This is a genomic window from bacterium (assembly GCA_030652805.1).
GTDB lineage: Bacteria > JAHJDO01 > JAHJDO01 > JAHJDO01 > JAHJDO01 > JAHJDO01.
Genome location: JAUSPT010000097.1, coordinates 17322 through 33574, shown reverse-complemented (window position 1 = coordinate 33574; position 16253 = coordinate 17322). Strand labels below are relative to the sequence as shown.

General features: G+C 37.6%; 15 protein-coding genes and 1 tRNA gene. 13 read left to right on the top strand and 3 right to left on the bottom strand.

The window, feature by feature from the left end:
- The first annotated feature begins 214 nt into the window (after positions 1-214).
- The 6 genes from lptD (at position 215) to Q7J67_09465 (ending at position 7400) form a co-directional block, all read left to right on the top strand.
- Complete coding sequence (gene lptD, locus Q7J67_09490) at positions 215-2620, top strand: LPS assembly protein LptD (protein ID MDO9465512.1); 2406 nt, start codon at positions 215-217, stop codon at positions 2618-2620.
- 12 nt (positions 2621-2632) lie between these two features.
- Positions 2633-3118 (top strand): cytidine/deoxycytidylate deaminase family protein, encoded by a 486-nt coding sequence (locus Q7J67_09485; GenBank protein MDO9465511.1) that lies wholly within the window; start codon positions 2633-2635, stop codon positions 3116-3118.
- Positions 3119-3190: 72 nt separating this feature from the next.
- Positions 3191-3652: a transcriptional regulator NrdR gene (gene nrdR / locus Q7J67_09480; GenBank protein MDO9465510.1), complete on the top strand. Its 462-nt coding sequence runs from the start codon at positions 3191-3193 to the stop codon at positions 3650-3652.
- Between the two features lie 2 nt (positions 3653-3654).
- Complete coding sequence (nrdD, locus tag Q7J67_09475) at positions 3655-6048, top strand: anaerobic ribonucleoside-triphosphate reductase (GenBank protein MDO9465509.1); 2394 nt, start codon at positions 3655-3657, stop codon at positions 6046-6048.
- 15 nt (positions 6049-6063) lie between these two features.
- Entirely contained in the window at positions 6064-6354 is a 291-nt protein-coding gene (locus tag Q7J67_09470) for a thioredoxin family protein (protein MDO9465508.1), read from the top strand.
- The gene (locus tag Q7J67_09465) at positions 6354-7400 is read left to right on the top strand and encodes a Gfo/Idh/MocA family oxidoreductase (GenBank protein ID MDO9465507.1); all 1047 of its coding nucleotides are present in this window, start codon (positions 6354-6356) and stop codon (positions 7398-7400) included. Before Q7J67_09470 ends, Q7J67_09465 begins: the two co-directional genes overlap by 1 nt.
- Before the next feature lie 9 nt (positions 7401-7409).
- Here Q7J67_09465 and Q7J67_09460 read toward each other — a convergent pair whose 3' ends face one another.
- Complete coding sequence (locus tag Q7J67_09460; protein MDO9465506.1) at positions 7410-7958, bottom strand: hypothetical protein; 549 nt, start codon at positions 7956-7958, stop codon at positions 7410-7412.
- A gap of 138 nt (positions 7959-8096) precedes the next feature.
- Here Q7J67_09460 and Q7J67_09455 point away from each other — a divergent pair.
- Positions 8097-8175: transfer RNA gene (locus tag Q7J67_09455), tRNA-Pro, on the top strand.
- A 29-nt stretch (positions 8176-8204) separates the two neighbouring features.
- Here the strand turns inward: Q7J67_09455 and Q7J67_09450 are convergent.
- The gene (locus Q7J67_09450; GenBank protein ID MDO9465505.1) at positions 8205-10145 is read right to left on the bottom strand and encodes a hypothetical protein; all 1941 of its coding nucleotides are present in this window, start codon (positions 10143-10145) and stop codon (positions 8205-8207) included.
- Between the two features lie 139 nt (positions 10146-10284).
- Here Q7J67_09450 and Q7J67_09445 point away from each other — a divergent pair, with 139 nt between their 5' ends.
- Positions 10285-10629, top strand: coding sequence for a hypothetical protein (locus Q7J67_09445; GenBank protein ID MDO9465504.1), 345 nt, complete (start codon positions 10285-10287; stop codon positions 10627-10629).
- A gap of 4 nt (positions 10630-10633) precedes the next feature.
- Here Q7J67_09445 and Q7J67_09440 read toward each other — a convergent pair whose 3' ends face one another.
- Complete coding sequence (locus Q7J67_09440; protein MDO9465503.1) at positions 10634-11935, bottom strand: enolase C-terminal domain-like protein; 1302 nt, start codon at positions 11933-11935, stop codon at positions 10634-10636.
- Between the two features lie 185 nt (positions 11936-12120).
- On the opposite strand from Q7J67_09440, the gene Q7J67_09435 reads away from it, so the two are divergent.
- Genes Q7J67_09435 through Q7J67_09415 form a run of 5 tightly spaced genes read left to right on the top strand, consistent with a single transcriptional unit; the run spans position 12121 to position 16238 of the window.
- Positions 12121-12795 carry a MotA/TolQ/ExbB proton channel family protein gene (locus Q7J67_09435; protein ID MDO9465502.1) on the top strand — a complete coding sequence of 225 codons (675 nt, stop codon included), beginning with the start codon at positions 12121-12123 and terminating at the stop codon, positions 12793-12795.
- On the top strand, positions 12792-13205 hold the full coding sequence (locus Q7J67_09430; protein MDO9465501.1) for a biopolymer transporter ExbD: 414 nt from the start codon (positions 12792-12794) through the stop codon (positions 13203-13205). The genes Q7J67_09435 and Q7J67_09430 overlap by 4 nt, the downstream gene beginning before the upstream one ends.
- Positions 13206-13207: 2 nt before the next feature.
- Positions 13208-13852: a TonB family protein gene (locus tag Q7J67_09425; protein MDO9465500.1), complete on the top strand. Its 645-nt coding sequence runs from the start codon at positions 13208-13210 to the stop codon at positions 13850-13852.
- 41 nt (positions 13853-13893) lie between these two features.
- Positions 13894-15102: a hypothetical protein gene (locus Q7J67_09420; GenBank protein MDO9465499.1), complete on the top strand. Its 1209-nt coding sequence runs from the start codon at positions 13894-13896 to the stop codon at positions 15100-15102.
- A complete protein-coding gene (locus Q7J67_09415; GenBank protein ID MDO9465498.1) occupies positions 15099-16238 on the top strand; it encodes a D-alanyl-D-alanine carboxypeptidase family protein in 1140 nt (379 codons plus the stop codon). The genes Q7J67_09420 and Q7J67_09415 overlap by 4 nt, the downstream gene beginning before the upstream one ends.
- The last annotated feature ends 15 nt before the right edge of the window (positions 16239-16253 follow it).

Below are 16253 nucleotides of genomic sequence, written 5' to 3'. Positions count from 1 at the left end.
ACACTATTCTACAGATTTTAAGTATAACCTTATTTGAGAAAGTTCCTGTTTTACAGCTACTTACAAATGTTAATGATGAAACTCAAAACGGTGAATCTCCTAACCAATTGTTGTTGTTTGACTTATAATGGGACAGTAGTGGAACTTTATATAGTATTTTGAATTTCTGTTGACATAGTCTTTCTGTTTTTGGTAGCTTATGAGCAATTAAATTATGAATCTTCAATTAAAAATTAAGAATTTAAAATTAAAAATTGCTGCCAGAGGCAGCCTAGTTTGTTGCGTTTTATTGCTTTTTTTCTTGTCAGTCTCTTCCTTAGCAGGTGGATTACCTACGGAAACAGCAAGCCCTCCAGAAACAACAAAACCTCTGGAAGCAGCACAACCTGTTGCAGAGCCAGCAAAGCCTGCCATTGATATAAATGCAGATCAACTGGAATATTCAGAGCAGGGCAATGTAATTATTGGCAAAGGCAATGTTGAAGTTAAATATAAGCCCATACGTATGACAGGAGACTGGTGCAAAGTAAATCTAACAGAAAAGAAGATCATTGCCAAAGGGGATGTAACCTTTTTTGAAAATGAAAATAAGATACAAGCAGAAATTATAACCTATGATATTCTGAGTGGACAGGCAACAGTAGAAAGCATAAAAGGACGCACTCCGCCATGGTTTTGGGATGCGGAGAATATGGAGAGGCTTTCGGCGGAAGAATATGATGTTCATAATGCAATTCTTACAACATGCCCTAAAACTTCGCCTCATTATGTAATAAAAGCAAGTCGAATGAAGATTATTCTTGATGATAGAATCTGGGTATACAACGCTGTTCTGTCTTTCAAGGGGATTCCTGTTTTTTATACGCCTGTATATGCATTTCCTTTGAAACATATTCCTTATGGGTGGGTTATCTGGCTTGGGAGTAATAACCGCGATGGATGGATGACTCTTGCTTATTATAATTGGTATGTTAACAAGAACTTATTCGGTCGGGTATATGGAGATTATATTGAGCAAAGAGGATGGGGCAGACAACATGAATATCCGGAAGAAGGAATAGATGAAGCACGATTTCCTATGGGAAAGGGACTTGATATTGACTATAGGACCGATGGAGGTAAAGGATATTTGTATGGATATCAGATATATGAAAGCAAGGATTACTATAAAGAAATCGGAGATGATCACACGGATGAATATGGAGTAGCCATTTCTGATGAGAAAGATGATAAATGGAATAGATGGAAACTGTATTATAGACACAAACAAGATTTTGGAGGAGGGCTCTACGGTACTACTAAGATAGAAAAGCTCAGTGATCCTGACTACAATGAGGATTTCTTTGATGAGGAATACTTGAAAGGGTGGGAAGAAGAGTCACTTACAAGAAATCCAGAGACTTATTTATCCCTTTTTCAGACATGGAATGATTATTATGTTGGCCTGCTTGTAAGAAAGCGCATGCATGATTTTTATGACGATGTAATAGACCGTCTGCCGGAGATAGATTTTGGAACGAGTAAACAGCGAATAGGGGATTCATCATTTTTCTATAAGCTGGAGGGCAGTGCTGTAAATCTTGAAAAGGAATCTGATAATTTTCAGAGACAGCGCGTGGATGTGGGTAATACACTCTCTATGCCGCGTAAGTATTTTGGATGGTTAAGAATAGATCCTTCTGTAGGATATGAAGAAACATGGTTCAGCGAGGATAAATACGGCAAAGATAATGTGCTTAGAGGAGTCCATAGGGGCGATATTGAGGCAAGTACAAAGTTATATAAGACAATGGAGGTAAATGAACTCGGAGAAATAAATAAGATAAGACACGTAGTTGAGCCGATTGCAAGCTACCATTATAGACCTTCGCCTCAAATGGATCAGAGTGATCTCTATTATTTTGACGAACTTGACAGACTGGCAGATCTGGACTATTTTGACCTTTCATTGATAAACAGGATACAAATTAAGAAAAAACATGAAGACATAACAATGGATAAAGATAATAAACTAATTAAAACGACAAGTTATAGTAAAAGAGAGATATTGTACTGGAACGTTGGAACAAAGTATGATCAAAACATACACACTACGCATCGTTTTACAGACATTTCAAGTGATCTACAAATAAACCCTACGAATAAGCTTGGTATACGTACTGAGAGCAATTATGACATGTATAGGGATGAATTAAGTTCAATAAGCGGAGACATTATCTTTAGTCCTGTAGATAAATTTGAGACATCCTTTGGATTACGATATAACAATGACACAGATAGACACTTATGGGAGAATTCTACAAGATGGGAAATTAACAAAAAATGGGCTGTTAAAGCGTATAATATGTATGATGTGGAGAGATCTGCCTGGGAAAAACAGGAGTTTTCAATCTGGCATAATATGTGCTGCTGGGATGTAGAATTTATTGTGCGTACAAGAAACAGGTCCGATAATCCGGATGAAACGGGTTTCTTTATATCATTTAACTTATCTGCATACAGAGGCGGCAAGGTCAGATTCAGAAGCCTGTACACAGAGAGGAGAAAGGAAACATCCGAAAAGAAATATGAAGAATATGAGTCAGGAGAAAAAGATGTATCCAGCTCAGTCAGATTTTAGGAAGTAGAATTAATGAGTAAAAGACAAAATTGGGATAGTTATTTTATGAAGATAATGGACACAATAGCTTCCCGAGCTACTTGTGGACGCGGGCGGGCTGGTTGTGTGATCGTTAGAAATAATCATATTCTCTCTACTGGTTATGTTGGTTCTCCGCCAGGACTGGCTCATTGTGATGAAAAAGGGCATTTAATGATTAAATCAACTGAAGAAGAAGATAATTCGGGGAAATTGCATGATCATTGTGTCCGCACTATTCATGCAGAACAAAATGCCATTGTGCATGCAGCTAGAATAGGTGTAGCCTTAGAAGGATCTACTCTCTACGTCAGAATGGAGCCATGTTCAGTATGCGCTCGCATAATAATCGCTGCTGGCATTAAACGGGTTGTATGTCAAAAAAAATATCATACTGCCAGTTTAACCAGAAAAATGTTCAAACAAGTTGGTATTCAGCTTGATGTCTTAAATGACAAAGAGCTAGAGTACGAGGAGTAAAATTTTTTTGCCTTGACACCCTATATGTTGGGTGTTATATTTTTTTTTGCACAATATAGGGTATTCTTTTAAATGAAGTGTCCATTCTGCGCTCATCAGGAAGACAAGGTAATTGATTCCAGAGAAAGCAAAGAAAATAATGTTATAAGACGAAGAAGAGAGTGCTTGAAATGCGCAAAGAGATTTACTACTTATGAAAAAATAGAGTTGATTCCAATTATGGTTGTTAAAAAAGATAATCGCAGGGAGGAGTTTGACAGGGAGAAACTTCTAAATGGCATTGTAACAGCCTGTGAAAAAAGGCCTATAAGCATGGATATTTTGGAGCAGATAGTAAATGACATAGAGAGAAAACTCTGGAATGGCATGAATAAGGAGGTTGCCTCAGAGGAAATAGGTGAACTGGTTATGAAAAAGCTGCACGATTTGGACGCAGTTGCATATGTAAGATTCGCTTCAGTATATCGTCAATTTGAGGATATAGGAGATTTCCTGGATCATGCAAAGACTATAATCAAAAATAGGGGATGTTAAAGATGGCAAATACACGTACGCTTACCTCAGTTAGAAAAAGGGATGGCAGAATAGTTTCATTTGATAAAAACAAGATTATGCAGGCTATTTTTAAAGCTGCAACAGCTGTTGGCGGACAGGATAAAGCAGTAGCTGAAGAATTAACCAATGCTATAACTTCATATCTTGAGCAAAACTTCAGAGATAAGATCCCTGAAATAGAAGAAATTCAAGATATTGTAGAGAAAGTGCTTATTGAAACAGGGCATGCTAAAACATCTAAGGCGTATATCCTCTATAGAAATGAGCGCAGCCGCTTGCGGGAAATGCTTCAGGTTAGAAAGGAGAAGAAAGCAAAAGCAACAACTACGGATCTATCTCTTTTTGTGTCAACTATTACTGCTGACGAAATTCTTCCATGGAATAAAGCGAAAATATCAATGGCTCTTGTAAAAGAGGCCGGTGTGTCTCAGTCAATAGCAGACAAAATAGCCACGTCTGTTGAAGAAAACATCTTTACATCTGGTCTTACACAGATTTCTACATCCCTTATAAGAGAGCTGGTAGATAATGAGCTGTTTATCAATGGATATAAACAAAAACTTTCAAAGCAGCAGGTATTGGGAATGCCAATATTTGACATAGAGCAACTTGTCTTTTCTAAAAGTAACGAGAATTCCAATATTGCTGTTAACAATCCGGAAGCGATAAACTTGACAATTGCAGAGAGTACTTTAAAGCAATATGCTTTACGGAAGATATTTAGTTCTGACATTGCCGAAGCGCATCTTAAAGGAATAATTCATTTGCACGATCTTGGATATCCTACAAGAGTATATTGTTCCTCTCATTCTCTGGAATACATAAAAAAGTATGGACTTGAATTAGTAAATTTAGACACCTCCTCAGCTCCGGCTTCTCACGCCAGAACCCTGACAGGACACTTAAATACATTTTTAGCATCCATGCAGGCTTATTATGCAGGAGCTCTGGGTGTTGGGTATATAAATATCTTCTATGCCCCATATGTTGTTGGAATGAGCGAGAAAGAAATGCGCCAGGAGGCGCAGTATCTGATCTTTAGCGCCAGCCAAAATGCATTCAGTCGCGGAGGACAAACATTATTTTTGGACTTTAATATTCATACAGGTATTCCTGGATATCTAAAAAATATTGAAGCCATAGGACCAAAGGGAGAATACACAGGCAAGACTTATGCAGAGTATGAACCATGGGCTCAGAAATTTAGTAAGGCAATGATGGATGTATGGAGATCCGGGGACCGCTATGGAAATGTATTTGCATTTCCTAAAATGGATCTGCATATAAGTGAGGAAACATTCAATGACCCAAAACAACTTGAGCTCGTTAAATATGCGTGTAAAATAGCAAGCGAGAATGGGACTCCCTACTTTGTGTTTGACAGGGATGAGGTTACACTCAGTGCCTGCTGTCGTCTGAGAACCCAGATAAAAGATGATTATATGATAAAACATCCTGAAAGCATGCGCTTCTGTGGATTTCAGAATGTTACCATAAATCTGCCGCAAGCAGCCTACAGAGCTGGTAAAGGAAATATAGACGGTATTTATAAGGAAATTGAACATGCAATGGATTTAGCTATGATAGCTCACATACAAAAGAAAAAATTTATTGCATCTCTTATGAAAGATAAAAGCATGCCATTATGGCAGATTGGTAAAAAGGCAAAGGATGGAAGACAGTATGTTGATCTTGATGAGGCTACTTACATAATTGGCATTATAGGTCTTAATGAATGTGTTCAGTATTTAACTGGAAAGGAACTTCATGAAGGTGAAGATATATATAAATTGGGTCTCAAAATAATCTCCTTTATGAATCTGACTACTAAGAAATATGAGCAAAAACACGGATTAAGAGTTGCGCTTGAAGAGTCACCAGCAGAGAGCGCAGCAAGACGCCTTGCAAAGGTGGATATGAGAGAATATCCTGAAAGCAAGGATATAGTAAAAGGCAATATGGCTCAGGATGAATACTATTATACTAATTCTATTCATTTCCGCGCAGATGCTCCTATAGGTTTGGTGGAAAGAATAGAAAAGCAGGCAAAGTTTCATACAATGATAGAATCAGGTGCTATCCTGCATGCATTTATTGGGGAGGCAAAGCCTTCTCCTGAAAGCATATTTAATCTTGTTAAGAAGACTTTTCATAATACAAAAGCTGCACAGCTAGCTATATCTCCTGAATTTACAATCTGTAACAGTTGTAGCAAGACTACTCGGGGTCTGGTTGATGCATGCGGTAATTGTGGTAGCGAGGATGTATATGGTATAACAAGAATCGTTGGATATTTCAGCAGGGTAAATAACTGGAATAAATCAAAGCTTGGAGAATTAAGGGATAGGCAAAAAGGGCAATATAAAATAGCCTGAAGGGAGACATGTATTATGGCGGAGAGTACAAGTATAAAGGTATTTGGTAAGCCCAACTGCGCAAAGTGCAAGACTACAAAAAATAAACTGGAGTTCTTTATACCAAAATGGAATATGTCTAACCGGGTTAAGATGTCTTTCTATGATATGGACACAGTTGAGGGCTTAGCAGAAGGCGCATTCTATAATGTAGATAGCATTCCAACAACAGTGGTGGAAAATGATGGTAAAGAAATAAAGAGATGGGAACTGGAGGTTCCTCCATCAAAAGAGGTAGAAGTGCTGGTTAAAGGAGGTATAAGATAATGGCTGATGAGCTGAGATTTGCAATTATAGGAACAGGCAATATAGGTCCATTTCATGCAGAGGCAATATCCAAGATTGATGGCGCAAAACTGGTGGCAGTAGCGGACATAGTTGAGGAAAAGGCAAAGCAGCTTGCAGATAAATATAATGCAGATGCTTACATGGATTATGCGAAGATGTTAGAACGGGATGATATAGATATTGTGAACATATGCACTCCAAGTGGAATGCATATGGAATCTGCTCTTAAAGCCGCAGAAAAAGGAAAACATCTTATAGTGGAAAAACCTTTGGATATAACGTTAGAAAAGTGCGACAGGATAATAGATGCATGCAGGGAAAACAATTTAAAGCTGTGTGTAATCTTTCCAACAAGGTTTAAACCAGCAATAGTAAAGACAAAGGAGGCTATTGAACAGGGTAGATTTGGGAGACTGGTTTTTGTAAGCGGAGTATGTAAGGAGTTTAGAAGTCAGGAGTATTATAATAGTGGAAAATGGAGGGGGACATGGGCTCTTGATGGCGGTGGAGCGTTAATGAATCAATCAATACATACAATAGATGCTCTCTATTATCTGGCTGGAGATGTATCAAGTATATACGCTTATACTGCGACATTAGCGCGTAACATAGAAGTCGAGGATACAGCTGTAGCAACGCTTAAGTTAAGAAACGGGGCTCTAGGAATAATAACTGGAACGACATCTATATATCCAGGATATGATCCTGTGATCTCAATTCATGGAGAAAAAGGTTCAGTTGTGATTAATGGAGAAAAAATCGAAAAGTGGGATTTTGAAACCCCAAAAGAAGGGGATAAAGAGATAAGAAATATAGGCAAGGACAATACGTCAAGCTCAGCAAATGATCCGATAAAACAAATGAGTTCAGAAGGCCATATACGCCAGATAGCTGATATGGTTGAAGCAATAAGAACAGACAGACAGCCTAAGGTAAATGGCGGAGAAGGAAGAAAAGCCGTGGAGATAATAATTGGGATATACAGGTCTCAGAAAGAGAGGAGAGAAATAACTTTCCCTATTTAAAAAACAGATTTATTCAACCTTTTCTAAGTCTACAGGGCTTAATGTCTTTTTTCCTCTGTTGTCAAATCTCACCTGTATCTTTCTGCTGTAATTTGAAGTTCCATATTTATCCATATTTTTAATCACAGTACCCTTTTCGCCTACAAGTCCTTTTTTAGGACCAACATATTTAACTCTATCGCCAACTGAAAATGATGTATAAGGCTGCTGAATAGTTATATTATTGCCATATGCATCATCAGAGCTAGAATAAGGATATTCCCCCTGATAGATTTCATATCTTATCCATATATCCTTACCATTTTTATCTTTTTTCTGGTAACGTTTCCACCTGGAATAATAATGTGATTCTTTAGCCTTTATTTCTTTAAGTGCTTTATTAGAATCTATCTTTTGCTGTTCTATTTCTTCTTTGGTAAATTTAATAGTCTTCTCCTCCCCATCTATATTTACCTTTATTTCTGCAGATATATTCTGACCCTTATCCTCAGCAGAGACATAAACATGTTGAATAAGCAGAAACAGAAAAAATACAAATATTAGTATAATCCTTTTCATATCTTTATTAAAACCCTCCTTTTTTTAGTAATTTTAGCATTAGAGGCAGGTTAATACAATCAGAACCTCGCTTGTCATTTTTAATTGACCTGTGTAATCACCTTTGATAATATACACCAGTCTTTTATCAAAGATGTACGGGGCGTAGCGCAGCTTGGTTTAGCGCGCCTGCCTTGGGAGCAGGAGGTCGGAGGTTCGAATCCTCTCGCCCCGACCAAAGATGTATAAGTGATTTGCAAGGCAGGGCTATATCCAGAATACTTGATTTCCAGTATGTCCTGCTATTAGGTCAAGAACAAACCAGAGCCCTGCAGCAACCAGCTGTCCCAGGATCAGCCCCAGGAAGAACGGTCTTGAAGCCTTGAATACCTTATTTCCTCCGTATCTTGTGAGCACTGACTTTATTATCCACGCAATGAATATGCTGAACCACAGGTTTTCCATTATCCACACAGCGCTTATGGGATATGCAACAGGATGTATGGGCCACCACAGAAGCCTGTATCTCATAAACATCAGAAACGCCATAAATCCTCCGCCTATTGCTGTATGCAGCCAGCCCGTCCAGTTCACTCCTGTTGGATGCAATATTTTGTCTATTGCATATTTATATGGGTGTTGGGGGCCACTGACAAAGAACCATGAATTCAGGTTTATTCCTCCATGTGTGTATGCCAGCTTCAACGCTATCCAGAATGTAGCGCCAAGACCTATTACGAGAGCCGCTAATATGAACCAGAAAAGCTTTCTTCTGTTTGTCTTTATTACCTCTATTATCTTCAGGCTATGTGCTGTTGCTGCCATCACAAACGTTCTCAGGTCTGATCCCCATACATATGTGAACGCAAGACTTACCATACCGCCAGCTCCAAATATGGATGTCCCTAAACCTGACACTGCAAGAGAAGGCGCTATTGACGGCGCTACTGCACATGCTAGCCCTCCCTCTGCCACTATCCTTGTTAAACCTAAAAACAATACCAGCGCAAAAAACATGAATACAGGAACTGTTATCAGGGGCATACCGCTAAAGTACAGCCATGTTCCCATTACAATTAAACCTGTTAAGAGCAAGTATATTGATGCTTTATAGGACAGTATCTCATTTGTGTCGTCCACATCTTTTCTTCGCCCAAATGCTTTACCAAATACATTCTTAAGATGCTCTCTTGCCATCCACAAGCCTGTTAATACTAATACTATTATTCCTCCAGTCTGCTGATGGTATAGCATTGGAGAACCTGCTATTCCATAAATGCCTAGATTTTCATTGAACCCAAAACCTGTAATGTTACAGATTCCTTTTATCACTATTGATAACAGGCACAAAAACCATAAACTAAACGCTAACTGCATGTTTATAAAGTACGCATATCCTATCATTGGAAAGCTTATTCTGAAGGACATGTTTAAAGTGTTACGAAATATTGGGATACTATTAACGAGGTTTATTTTAGGTATGAAGTGAAAATAGTCATGAAAACCATTTATTGAGCTGATTATGAATGGAATGGCAAATCCGAGCCACATTATCCTGCTTTTGAAGAATGGTCTTATTATGGAACCGTTTTCATCCTTCACCATATCCATAGATAATTGCGCTAACGGATATATCAATCTCTCCTTCTCTACCCATTGTTTTCTTAATATCACCACTATTGTTATCATTACCATATATAGGGACATAAGGAATATCATCCAGAAACATATTGGCTTGAGCCATGCTGCCCAGGGTATACTCGCTCCCTTTGGCATGCCTTCATAGAACTGCCTTATTACCTCTTTGCCCTGCGGCACCATCCAGCTTTTTATATGTGGTTGTATTAACTCTGCCCATCTATTTGTCGGGGTTGCAAAGTAAAATGGCGCTGTGATCATCGGAAATAACTGTGCGCCAAGCCCCATTGTTGCTACTGAAGAGGTTACAAGCATCATAATGTATATTACCAGAAGCTCTGAGGAATTAAGGGCCATTCTCTTACTTATCAATTTAAGTATAACCGCTATGCCGCCTACAAGAATGAAAAACAGGAATATGGCTCCTGCAGGCATGAAGTCTATTGCCAGATAAGAGCCATGAACAATATCTATGGAGTAGTGCGCCATTACAGGGACGAGAAAACACAGGAGTGCGCCGATTATGAAAGTTTTTAAACCTATCTCTCTGTCTCTATTTTCCATCGGCAAAATCAGATTTTCTCCTATCGAATTTTAAGCATAATATAAATCCTGCTCATTTGCAATATAAATTGTGGAGTTTCTATTGACAACTAGCCAAAAGTTTAATATCCTTATATGTATATGAGAAAATTAGAGGAGATCTAAAATGGCAGAAAAGAAAAAAGTAGAGCAAGCAACAGTTACGCCTGAAATAGAAACAGACAAAAAAGATATTGAAGAAGGTAAGGCACTAGCTGTTATCAGTTATTTCTGGCTGATAAGCTTGATTGTCCTTCTTGTTAAGAAGGATAATGAGTTTGTCTTGTTTCATGCAAGACAAGGATTAGTACTGGCAATATTAGCTACTGTTTTTTCCTTAATCCCAATAATTGGATGGCTCCTGAATATAGTTGTTATTATATTTGCAGTAGTTGGTATTGTAAAAGCGCTTGCTGGTGAAACCTGGAAGATGCCTCTTCTTGGCGATTTTGCACAGAAAATAAATTTCTGACTTATTATACTACTAAACTTTGATAGTGTTCTGATATTTGGAAAATTCCCCCACTCTGGTTGTAAAAATCATCATCCAAATTAAATAAGCCGTCTTTTGTTTTCATCCATTCAGCTCCGGAACACGGATGAAACCTTATAAGTTCTTCCCAGCGCTTGTAATTCTGATGTCCATTTGTTTCAAGCACTCCTATACTCATACCAGGTAAAGGCCCAATCCTTGCTGCTACATTTTTATTCCAGTCCACCAGAATAGGAGTAACTGTCAAGTCTGCACAGAAGCACGGAACTTCTGCTTCATGTGCAACCTTAAGAATTTTCAAACTCATGCTCAGGGTCTTGGCAATGGGTTTAAGGGCAATTGCCCCATAGCCCATCTGGATACGCTTTTTTACGTCCTTGTCAGAATGAGCGCTTTCATCAGCTGCAATCTTTACTCCAAGGTCACTAACATCTACTTCATATTCCTCAGGAAAAGGTTCTTCAACGATTGCAATCTGGTCAAATGCTCCTATCTTCTTTGTATGGTCAAGAAGCCTCTGTAACCTTTCCTTTGTGTCATAACGGCCATTTGCATCAAAGTAATATGGAATCTTACCATCCTTCGTATGCTCAATCCTTGTGTCTCCAACTGCTTTATGTATCTCTTCAATCCGCTTCATATCCCACTGAAGCATCTTTTCTCTGTCTCCATCCTTATCAGGATCAGAACCTATTTTTACCTTTAGGAAGAAGTAGCCGTCTTTTACAGCATCTACAATTTCCTTCAAAGGAATTGCATAAGCCATTAATGGAATACTGGCAAGTTTTTTATGCCTGTATGACAGACATACTCTGTATTCTTCCGGTATCATATCATCAAAATTCGTAACATTATTTTCTTTTGCAAACAACATCCATGCGGCATTATCAACTCCAACCAGCGAGTTTAATGCAAAGGTCAGTCTTAGATCAGGATTATTGGTTATCTTTTTACCATACTCATGTACCTGAGGAACCAGTTCTTCCAATAGCTCAATAGGGTTAGAAAACGCAAGTTCTTTGGCTCGTCTTAAAGCAAATTCTGTCATAGCAAACATCAAGGCATTGCCACCCGCTTCACTATGAGAACTAAACACAGATGCATCACTCCAGAGCACACTCTGCGTTCCAATACCCAGACCGGTTTTGCCTGATGAACTGGTTAGAGATGAAATGGATTGCCATGCTTCAGTGATATAACCACCCTTAAATCCAAAAGGTCTGATAAAAGCTTCTCTCTCAAAATTACAGTTTGTTTTTTCTATTTTGATTTCTTTTCTAGACATTTCTTCTCTCCCGTTTATTGACAATGATTATATATCCTACCTTCATTCAGTTCAATAGTTAGTCCTGAAGTAATTTTTATTAAAATTTAGTTTGACCAGATGTGGAGAATAGAGAATTACTTACTTGTGTGTTATGACAATTTATAGTATATTTTTATTGTCATATAGAAGGAGTGAGGAGGGCTATGAATAGCAGTTTGATTCTGTCGTTTCAGCATTCAGGGTGGGTTGGAAGAATAATTGTTCTTTTACTGTTTGCAATTTCTGTAATAGCCTGGACTATAATCATTATAAAGTTTAGGGCAATTAGAAAAGCAGAGCGCGCGTCTAAACAATTCTTAAGAATATTCAGAAACTCTTCTTCTGAAAATGTGTTTAATCTCTCAATTAAGGATGGCGAAGAGCACAGGTTTTCTCCTGTATTCCAGGTCTATAAACAAGGGTGTGAGAAAGTTAATTCTATTGGGAAAGATATTACTGCCTCAGATTTAAAATACATAGAGAAGACACTGTTAAGTTCAGTTAGTGATTCATTCTTCAAGCTGGAGAGATTTTTAGGATTTCTTGCAACAACTGCAGGAGTCAGTCCTTTTATAGGATTGTTAGGCACAGTATGGGGTATACTTAACGTCTTCCTGCAGGTCAGTTTGCAAGGCACTGCAAGTATTGGAACTGTTGCTCCGGGAGTTGCTGAGGCACTGATAACAACTGTAGCAGGTCTGGTAGTAGCGATCCCGGCTCTGGTTGCATACAATTTCTTCTCAAACCAGTTAAGAGTGTTATCAATAGAAACAGATAATTTTGCAGGGGAATTCCTTTCTCTTACAGAAAGGAAATTAGTCAGGGCACAGAACCTATGAAAAGCAGATTGTATTCATACACTCCGATCAGCCAGATAAATATTACAAGTCTTGTTGATGTTACAATGGTTCTTTTAATTGTTTTTATTTTGATTACTCCAATTATGCTTCATGGAATCAATGTTCAACTTCCACAATCATCATCCGAAAGAATGAATGTTTCAAAGGATGCTGTTACAATCAGTATATCAAGGTATGGCAGTCTGTATCTGGATAATGCCAAGGTAACTTATGAATCCTTAAGAAAACGGCTTAAAATAATTGTAGAATCAACTCAAAATACATCTGTAATAATCAAAGCTGATAAATCCGTTAAGTATGGTGAAGTAATTAAAGTTCTTGATATAGTCAAAGAGTCAGGCATCTCAAGAGTTGGTCTTCCAACCAGAGTTCGTAATATAAGCCGCTAAATATGAAAAAGGCTTTTCTAATATCTCTAAGCGTTCACATAAGTATCATTTTATTAATAGTTCTTATTGCAATTGTGAAACACAAGACATCAAAGCTTGAAGTTCCGCAATTCGTTGAATTAACTCCGGATATAAAACAGGTTGAAAAACCAGTTAAAACTTTAAAGAGATCTTCGCCCCCTAAAACCACTCAAAAGCCGAAAAAAACACCAGACACACGCAAACTAAGGACAAAAATACTTACAAAACTTAAAACTATGGATAAATCTGATTCAGCAAAACATATTCCCATTAAAAAAGATAAGACAGCAAAATCCCTACAGCCTATAAGCAAAGAAGATGTGCATATCAGCGCCGGTAGATTCCCTTATCTATGGTATTTAACTGTAATAAAGACAAAGTTATCAAATGCATGGATGCCGCCGAGTGGATATATAATACCAAAAGAGGGGACATATGTTACAGTTAGCTTTACACTTAATAAAAACGGTACTATAGACAACGCAAAAGTGAAGCATTCTTCTGGCATGAAATTACTTGATAATTCAGCACTAAATGCTATAAAGTCAGTAGGAACTCTACCTGCTCTTCCTTCAGAATGGAAAGAGGAATATCTTAATATTAGCATTATTTTTAAAACACTATGAGAAACATTAAATTCAATTTGATAAAATTTTGTGTCTTTGTCATGTGCTTGTCTATCTTTTATTCTAATCCATGCTTTTCCTCAGAAGTTCAATTAAGCATATCTAAAGAATCTGCAAAAAAAGTGAATCTCTTTATTGAGGCTTTCGCTGTTGAAGGAGCCGAGCCTGATATAAAATTAGAGAAAGCAATTTATGCTGATTTGTCAAAACATCTGAAGTACTCAGGGCATTTTTCCATACAAAAACTAGTTTCAAAAGCCACAGAATTAGTAATTAAATGCTCCTATAAAACAAAAAAGGGGAAACTTGTTCTTATAACAAAGATATATTCTCCATCAGCAAATCAGGAGATATTTGCCAAAAAATATCAAGGGCTGATCTCTCAGTCCGGCTTATTAATAAAAACTATTACCAGTGATATCATAAAAAAAGTTACAGGAGAAAAAAGCATTGTATTTTCAAAGGTTGCCTATACTTCTTCTGATAAGGCGGGCATAAAACAAATATATGTAATAGATTATGATGGAGAAAACAGAGAGCAAATTACCTCAGGAGATTATAACAATATTGAACCTTGCTGGTTCCCTGATTGCACTAAGATTGCGTACACCTCATATAGAAATAGGTCTCCTGAAATATTTACCTGCAATCTGAAGAATCACAAGAAAGAAGCTTTAATTTGTTATCCAGGCGTTAATGCAGCCTCTGCTGTCTCAAATGACGGCAAAAATATAGCCTTAATACTCAGTAAGGATGGGAATCCGGAATTATATAAAGTTTCTTTCCCTGATTTACTTCTTAAGCGCCTGACAACTTCCAGAGCTGTAGAATCAGCTCCGACATGGTCCCCAGATAACCAAAAAATAGCCTTTGTTTCGGATCGTACTGGAACCCCTCAAATATACATAACTTATTTATCAGATAATAAAACTATCAGACTCACATTTGAAGGATCATACAACACTGACCCATGTTGGTCCCCTGTCTCTAATAAAATTGCTTATACATCAGTGAAAAATGGGAATTTCCAAATCTATGTAGCAAATTTGGATGCTTATGGAGTTTATCAGTTGACATATGAACCGCAACATCATGAGAATCCTTCTTGGGCTCCCGATGGGAGACATATTGTTTACAGTGTTACAAAGAATTTTATATCATACATGGAAGTAATTGATGTCATAACGGGAGAGAAGTACGGGTTAACTTCTCCGGAACAGAATGCCTTGGAACCTGCATGGTCAAGATGAATTTAGTCTTTAAATCTGCAGTTTTAGTATTCTTGGTCATAAGCTTCTGCAGCTTAAACCCAGCCCATTCTGCTCCAAGAAAATATAAATCAGCAATACTTATGGAAGCTGAGACAGGAAAGATACTCTTTGCCAGGAATATACACAGAAGATTGCCTCCTGCTTCAATGGTTAAGATGATGCTTGCACTCATTGTTATGGAAAAGGTCAAACATGGTGAGATTAGTCTAAGTGAGAAAATAAAAGTATCAAGACATGCGAGCATGATAGGAGGCTCACAAGTATACCTGAAGGAGGGAGAAGTTTTTACGTTAAGAGATATGATGAAAGCTATTATGATAAAATCTGCGTGTGACGTGGCTGTTGCTGTTAGTGAGCATATAAGCGGCAGCACCAAGAAATTTCTTGTGTTAATGAATAAGAGAGCATCTGAACTTAAAATGAACGATACTATATTCAAAACTACAAACGGGCTTCCAAAAGTCCAGAATGGTCATAGCGGAGATATGTCCTCTGCTTATGACATGGCGATTCTGGCAAGAGAACTTGTTAAATATCCAACAGTACTTGAATGGACTAATACAAAAACAGACACATTCAGAAATGGGAAGTTTATTTTAACCAATACGAACAAGCTTCTTAAAACATTTCCTGAGCTTGACGGGTTGAAAACAGGTTATTACCGAAGGGCAGGCTGGAGCTTCACTGCTACTGCAAAAAAAGGCGATATGAGGCTCATTTCTGTAGTTATGGGCAGTCCTACAAAGGAACTACGGTTCGATAAAACAAAAGAAATCATGGATATGGGGTTTAAGAATTATACAAAATTGTATCTGATGAAAGAAGAAGATGTTGTTTTTGAAAATATTCCAGTCATAATGGGAGACAGAAGATACATTAATGGTATTAGCAATAAAGATATAACGTTAGTCATAAGAAAAAGTGACAAAAAGAAGATTGTTAAACAAAAGATCTTGTTTGATAGAATACAAGCGCCTGTTAAAAAAGGCCAGAGAATTGGATGTATGCTGATGAAGCTTGACAAAAAAACAATAGCTGAAACAAGTATAATTGCAGATGAGAATGTCGATAAAATCAGCAGATTTAGATGGTTGGTAAGAAGGTATATTTTTTAATGCAACATGGAGGAT

What these genes read in the sequence shown, in the direction of transcription:
- Q7J67_09485 (MDO9465511.1), top strand. Translation starts at nt 2,633, where the DNA reads ATGAGTAAAAGACAAAATTGGGATAGTTATTTTATGAAGATAATGGAC.
- Q7J67_09425 (MDO9465500.1), top strand. Translation starts at nt 13,208, where the DNA reads ATGAAAAAGGCTTTTCTAATATCTCTAAGCGTTCACATAAGTATCATT.
- nrdR (MDO9465510.1), top strand. Translation starts at nt 3,191, where the DNA reads ATGAAGTGTCCATTCTGCGCTCATCAGGAAGACAAGGTAATTGATTCC.
- Q7J67_09435 (MDO9465502.1), top strand. Translation starts at nt 12,121, where the DNA reads ATGAATAGCAGTTTGATTCTGTCGTTTCAGCATTCAGGGTGGGTTGGA.
- Q7J67_09445 (MDO9465504.1), top strand. Translation starts at nt 10,285, where the DNA reads ATGGCAGAAAAGAAAAAAGTAGAGCAAGCAACAGTTACGCCTGAAATA.
- Q7J67_09440 (MDO9465503.1), bottom strand. Translation starts at nt 11,935, where the DNA reads ATGTCTAGAAAAGAAATCAAAATAGAAAAAACAAACTGTAATTTTGAG.
- Q7J67_09420 (MDO9465499.1), top strand. Translation starts at nt 13,894, where the DNA reads ATGTGCTTGTCTATCTTTTATTCTAATCCATGCTTTTCCTCAGAAGTT.
- Q7J67_09460 (MDO9465506.1), bottom strand. Translation starts at nt 7,958, where the DNA reads ATGAAAAGGATTATACTAATATTTGTATTTTTTCTGTTTCTGCTTATT.
- lptD (MDO9465512.1), top strand. Translation starts at nt 215, where the DNA reads ATGAATCTTCAATTAAAAATTAAGAATTTAAAATTAAAAATTGCTGCC.
- Q7J67_09415 (MDO9465498.1), top strand. Translation starts at nt 15,099, where the DNA reads ATGAATTTAGTCTTTAAATCTGCAGTTTTAGTATTCTTGGTCATAAGC.
- Q7J67_09465 (MDO9465507.1), top strand. Translation starts at nt 6,354, where the DNA reads ATGGCTGATGAGCTGAGATTTGCAATTATAGGAACAGGCAATATAGGT.
- nrdD (MDO9465509.1), top strand. Translation starts at nt 3,655, where the DNA reads ATGGCAAATACACGTACGCTTACCTCAGTTAGAAAAAGGGATGGCAGA.
- Q7J67_09470 (MDO9465508.1), top strand. Translation starts at nt 6,064, where the DNA reads ATGGCGGAGAGTACAAGTATAAAGGTATTTGGTAAGCCCAACTGCGCA.
- Q7J67_09430 (MDO9465501.1), top strand. Translation starts at nt 12,792, where the DNA reads ATGAAAAGCAGATTGTATTCATACACTCCGATCAGCCAGATAAATATT.